This window comes from Gardnerella vaginalis (genome assembly GCF_001546485.1).
GTDB classification, from domain to species: domain Bacteria; phylum Actinomycetota; class Actinomycetes; order Actinomycetales; family Bifidobacteriaceae; genus Bifidobacterium; species Bifidobacterium vaginale_D.
Genome location: NZ_KQ956853.1, coordinates 10,675 through 16,218, shown reverse-complemented (window position 1 = coordinate 16,218; position 5,544 = coordinate 10,675). Strand labels below are relative to the sequence as shown.

1 protein-coding gene is annotated in these 5,544 nt (G+C 42.2%); it reads right to left on the bottom strand.

From position 1 onward, the window contains the following. Positions 1–5,544 (bottom strand): MiiA motif-containing surface protein (locus HMPREF3208_RS03155; protein ID WP_064347221.1); only part of this gene is annotated, 5,544 nt, incomplete at both ends.

Here is a 5,544-nt window from a genome sequence, read left to right as displayed (position 1 = left end):
CAACAGAAGGAGCTGGAGTTGGGGCTGGCTTCTTACCATCCAACGCAGTCTTAGCAGTAGTAATAGCCTGAACAGCTTTAGCAACATCATCAGCCGTAGCATCAGTCTTAGCTAACACGTTTTGACCATCACTAATAGCCTTATCATAAGCACCCTGCTTATTAGCATCAGCATACTTATACGCGTCAGAATCCTTCACCTGCCCAGCAGCATCAACAAGAGCCCTCAAACCAGTCTTATCAACCGAAGGAGTTGGAGTTGGCTTTTGTTCCTTACCATCAAGAGCCTTAGCAGCATTCTGCAATGCAGTCAATGCATCATTAACAGCTTTTTGCTTCTGTTCTTGAGTCTTTGGATCCTCATCAGCAGCTAACTGTTTCTTGCCCTCAGCATCCGCAATTGCATCTTCAGCCGCTGCAAGTGCCTTGTCGAAAGCAGTTTTCTTATCATCAGAAGCATTCTTGTATACAGGCTTATCCGTCAAAGGCTTATCTTTGTCGACTTCAGCTTGCAATGCAGTTGTATCAATGCCGTCAAGAGCCTTGCGAGTATTCACTAAGTTAGCAAGAGCAGCACCGATTGCATTCTGCTGAGCTGCAGCATCAGCACCAAGCTGAGTTACTTTATTTGCATCCTTAGCCTCTTCAAGAGCAGTTTTTGCAGCTTCAAAAGCTTTATCGAATGCTTCCTTCACATTCTTCGTTGCATTCTTGTATACAGGCTTTTCCTTCAAAGCAACATCATCAGTGTACTCTTTTCGCAAGTCTTCAGTGTACAAATCAACACCCTTAACAGAGCTATCAAGGCCTTGCATAGCTTTAAGCAAATCGTTGTACAAAGCGTTAGCACCGTCAGCGTTAATATTGTCGCTGTCTGCGCCATCAACCTTATCTAGTTGAGTGTTTGCAGCCTTCAAAGCAGCATCGAAAGCAGATTTCTTATCTTCAGTGGCAGAAGAATACTTTTGATCTTTATTATCCTTCTTAAGCTTGTCTGCACTCGTAGCAAGATCAGCCAAACGCTTCATCACACCGTTCAAGTTCAACGCTTGCTCAAGAGCATCATCGATGTCATCCTTGCCAATAGGCTTTCCAGCTTCATCAACATGATCAGAGGCATCAGTGCTATCAAGAAGATCCTTATAATACTGCTTTTGAGCCTTGTTCAAATACTTAAGCGCAGCAATCTGCTTCTTAGCATCCTCAATCTTTTGAGCTTTCAAGTAACGATTAGCAATACCGGTTGGATCACCAAGCATAGTTGCAGCATTGATTTCATTCGTAGCTTTTTCCTTGTCAGCAGCAGAAAGATTACTTGCATTAATACGTGCAATCTGAGCTTTCTTCTCTTTGGCAAGTTCAGAATTTTGATCGTTGGTGATACTAGAAGTATCGCGCTTGCCCTTGGCGTTTTCAACTGCCGTATTAGCTTCAGTAAGTGCAGTATTCACTGTGCTAAGAGCGCCCGTGATGTCAGAAGGCTTAGTTGCAGAGTCAACTGTAGTCTTTGCAGTTTCAATGGCAGCAGTTGCAGCATTATACTTTTCTGTTGCAGTTTTCTTCTGATCATCAGTCAATGCATTGTATGCTGCATCAAGCTCTGCTTTCTTAGCTTCAAGCTTCGCAATACCAGCATTCTTGGCATTCTGCTCGTTACTTGTATTCTGTAGCTTGGCGGCGTCAAGAGCATCACGAATTTCAGCTGCAGTAGCATTAGAATCTTTCTTCAGCTTCTTAGCCAAATCTGCAAGCGTAGAATCTTCTGCAGGCTTAGTACCAAGCAACTCGTTCAGAGCAGCATCCTCAGTGTGGTTTGGATCAGACGAATCATCTTTTCCACCCTTACCGTGGTCGAGGAACACAAACGTTGCTTTTTGTGCTTCTTCCTTAACGCCCTTAAGCTCGCTGAGTTTCTTGGCTTCATCAACAACGCTATTCACGCCATTAATGTCAGCTGCTTTATCGACCTTCTCCTTAAGATTTTTCTTTTCATCACCACTCAAATTAGGAAGCTTGCTGATAATATCCTTGGCAGCTTCTTTAGCAGCTTTAAGCTCCTGATCCTTCTTTTCTTTATCACCATTCTTGTTATCGTTAATGGTTTGCTGAACGTTAGGATCAGTCTTATTTTTATTCGCCTGAGTATTAGCTTGATCAAGGACATCCTGAATACCCTTCTGATCTGTAGCCTGATCAATCTGTTTCTTGTAATTTTCCTTCTGCTCAGGAGTCAGATACGGATTCTTATCGATAGTCTTCTTCGCATCCTCCTTCATCTGCTGGAGTTGATTAGCATCAGGTGTTGGAGTTGCTTCCTTCTTCTTGTAGCTAATAGCAACAGTGAAAAGCTGAGCACCCTTGGCATCCTTAAATACCATTGACTTATAATCAGCGGCATCGCCAGTCTTACTGGAAGTAACTGACTTGATATTATCGTCAGCAATTTCCATGTCAACAGTGCCAGATTTTGGCTTAAGATCAGAAGCAGATGGAAGGTAAGGAATATTCATGCTTCCCGTTTTTATTTGGAAGTTATTCTGCCCATCATAGTTAGCGTCAAAGAATGCTTTAACAGCCTTCTTGAAATCATCTTCAGTAAGCTTAGTTGGATCGTCAACAACAACGTCACCAGCAGGATTGTACGTACGATCAGTATGCTTTGCTTCACTCAGCTTCTTAATAAGATCACGAAGCTCTCCGGCATCAGTCATCCTATCAATAGCTTCATTAGTTATTTTATCTTTATCTAAACCAGCTCTTGTAAAGTCAGATTTAGTAAGACTCTTCTTTTCCTTCAAAAGCTGCTTAGCAAGAGCCTTCAATTTTTCAACGGTGTTATCTGTAGGATTCTGGCTTCCACTATTCTTGATATACAAGTCAGATGCCTTGATGGTGAATAGTTGTTCTTCAGTAGATGCACCACTGGCATCTTCTTCAGTATCGCCCTTCTTGTGTCCACAAACTATGATATCGCCATAACCTTCCGTGCCTGCACTTGTATTCGCAAAAATCTTTGTAACACCAGCACCAGTAGCATCACTATACGGAGTCATACCTGTAGTATTTGGAGCTGCATTTACTCCAGAAGCATTTTCAAGCGTAACTGTACCATCACTCATTGCAGGGATTGTGCCAGTATAGTTATCGTTCACAAACTGCTGCAACGCATGCTTCATTTCATCTTGAGTTGGAGTTTCACCTGCAATACCAATCTTTGTAAGATTATACTTGTATCCATCTTGGCTTGGCTGTGGAGTTACTGTCTCCTTCTTGCGCTTCTCATAAATCCTACTGTGATCAATAGTAAGAAGTTCAGTGAGCTTCGTAGATGAACCAGTAGTCTTGTAACCCTTAATTACAATGTCTCCACTGTTGTTGTATTCAATATCAACGACGCCATCACCAGAATTGACACTAGCCGTAAGACCCTTAGTGCTATCTTTTGGCGTAAGATTGCTCACAAGGCATTTGCTTCCAGTTAATGTACCAGCTGACTTGTAGTTATCTTTAACAAACTGAAGAAGCGCACCATTTTTATCTTCTGTAGTAAGATGCTCAGGGTCATCGACAAAATACTTATTAAGGTTGTATTTGATTCCGCTTTCCTCAACAGTGCCAGACTGCTGATGCTTCTGCAGTTCAGGCTTCTGTTTCATAAACATACCCATCGGGTAAGTTGCAGACTCATACTTATCTGCCGTAAAAGTAACCTTGCCGACACCATTCTTATCAACAGCAAACGTAACGTCGGTAATTTGAGGATGAGTATCAGAGTCCTTAGTATCAGTAGCAGTCAACCCCTTCAAAGTATCTTTAATTGAAGTAAGTTGCGTACTATGATCAGTTAAATCAGTTGTCTTCATGTTAAACGGATCAAAATTCACAGAGGGAATGTCAGTAGGAACAGCAACCGTGAAATACTTTTTCTCATCGCCAGTTGGCTTCGGCTTTGGAGCATCAGGAGCTTTCTTCTTTAAGTATAAGAAACCTGGAACTATAGTTTGCGATCCATCTTTCCAAGTTATAGTAGCAGTACCGTTAGTAGCAATACTTACAGGAGATTTACCACTTTGCTTAGCAGCATTGTATATACCTAACTTTTCGTTAGCTTTATCAAACTTAGCTATTAAATCAGTAATCTCTTTTTGGGTTAGAGAAGAAGGATTAACAACTTCTGTATAACCCGGCAAAATGTACGGCGCCCAATCGGCGATAGTTGCTCCCTGATACACCAAATCTGTAGAAGGAATAGTGAGTTTTGAACCATCCTCGTACGTAACTTCTACAGAACCATTATCATTAACTTTGAAGTCATACTGTTTATTGGTTTGCTTCACATGCTTCAAGAACTCGTTTGGAGTTTCCTTACCATTGGCATCAATAATCGCTTGACGAACTTTAGTCTTTTCATCAGCGGTAAGCTTCGACAACTTCACTACAGGCGTGCGAGCTGGAAGCGTTGGCTTATACTTGTCTTTATCGGTTTCGTTCTTTAATACCAATAAGTTAGCCGGCATAACACGCTTAGTGTTGTCTGTAAAAGTAATAGTCGCATTACCTTTAGCATCAACACTAACGCCGTCTTTTGCTACCAGCTTATCAAATAAGTTTGGATTTTTTGTATCCGCACTCTTATTAACATCCTCAATAGCCTTCTTCACTGCTGCCTGTTCATTCTCATCAAGCGAGCTAAGATCCTTTACAGGCGTCGGCTTAGGATATTTCAATTCCAAATGATCCGCAATCTTCGGTGCACGCATCGTGGTACCTGCAACGTAACGCCAATTACCAACACCACGGTAAATGCCTGCAACAAACAACAGCGGCTTCTGATCGCGCTGCATCCAAGCCTCATCCGTCATTTCTGCCACATACGACATTTCGTAATAGCGTTGACCAGCAGACTCCCAGTCAGCAAAAATACCCTGGAGACCGTTAGCATTACCGTCCTTATAAATATTCCACTGATCTTTGGTATTACCTGAATTATCGTAATCTTTCTCATTCTTAGTAATACCGACCATGCGCTGCCAACCCTTGCCATCGATGGTCTTGTCGCTACCAGAGTAATAATCGCGCGAAACACTGTGCTTCCACTGATCTATGTTGTTATACGTGTGGTCACTTGCTACAACATAGCCTTGCCTTGAAGCATCTTTCAACTTTTTAGTGCCAGTAGCAGGTGAACTAGAAGCCTCTTGAGTTCCTCGCTCATTCCTTACCAAGCGGATTTGAGAAATCGTATTTGTTTTCAAACCTTTTGGCACACCGAACCACCAAGTTGGTCTTAAAGCCCACTTATCTGGTTGTTTATTGGCATCCTCAGGATTATTAGAAGTATATTCAACGCGCACAAACTTACCAAGCGGATCAACACCATCGTTTCCACCTTTAAGCGCGTCAGCCTTAGTTTTATAATATGTTACTTTAATCAGCAAACGCTCTTTACTGTAATCAGCGTCAGCTTTGTAGCCGTAATAAACGCGAGCACCGTCACCACTTACATAACCATCAGCATAGGCAGGAGAAACGAATACCCCCCCCC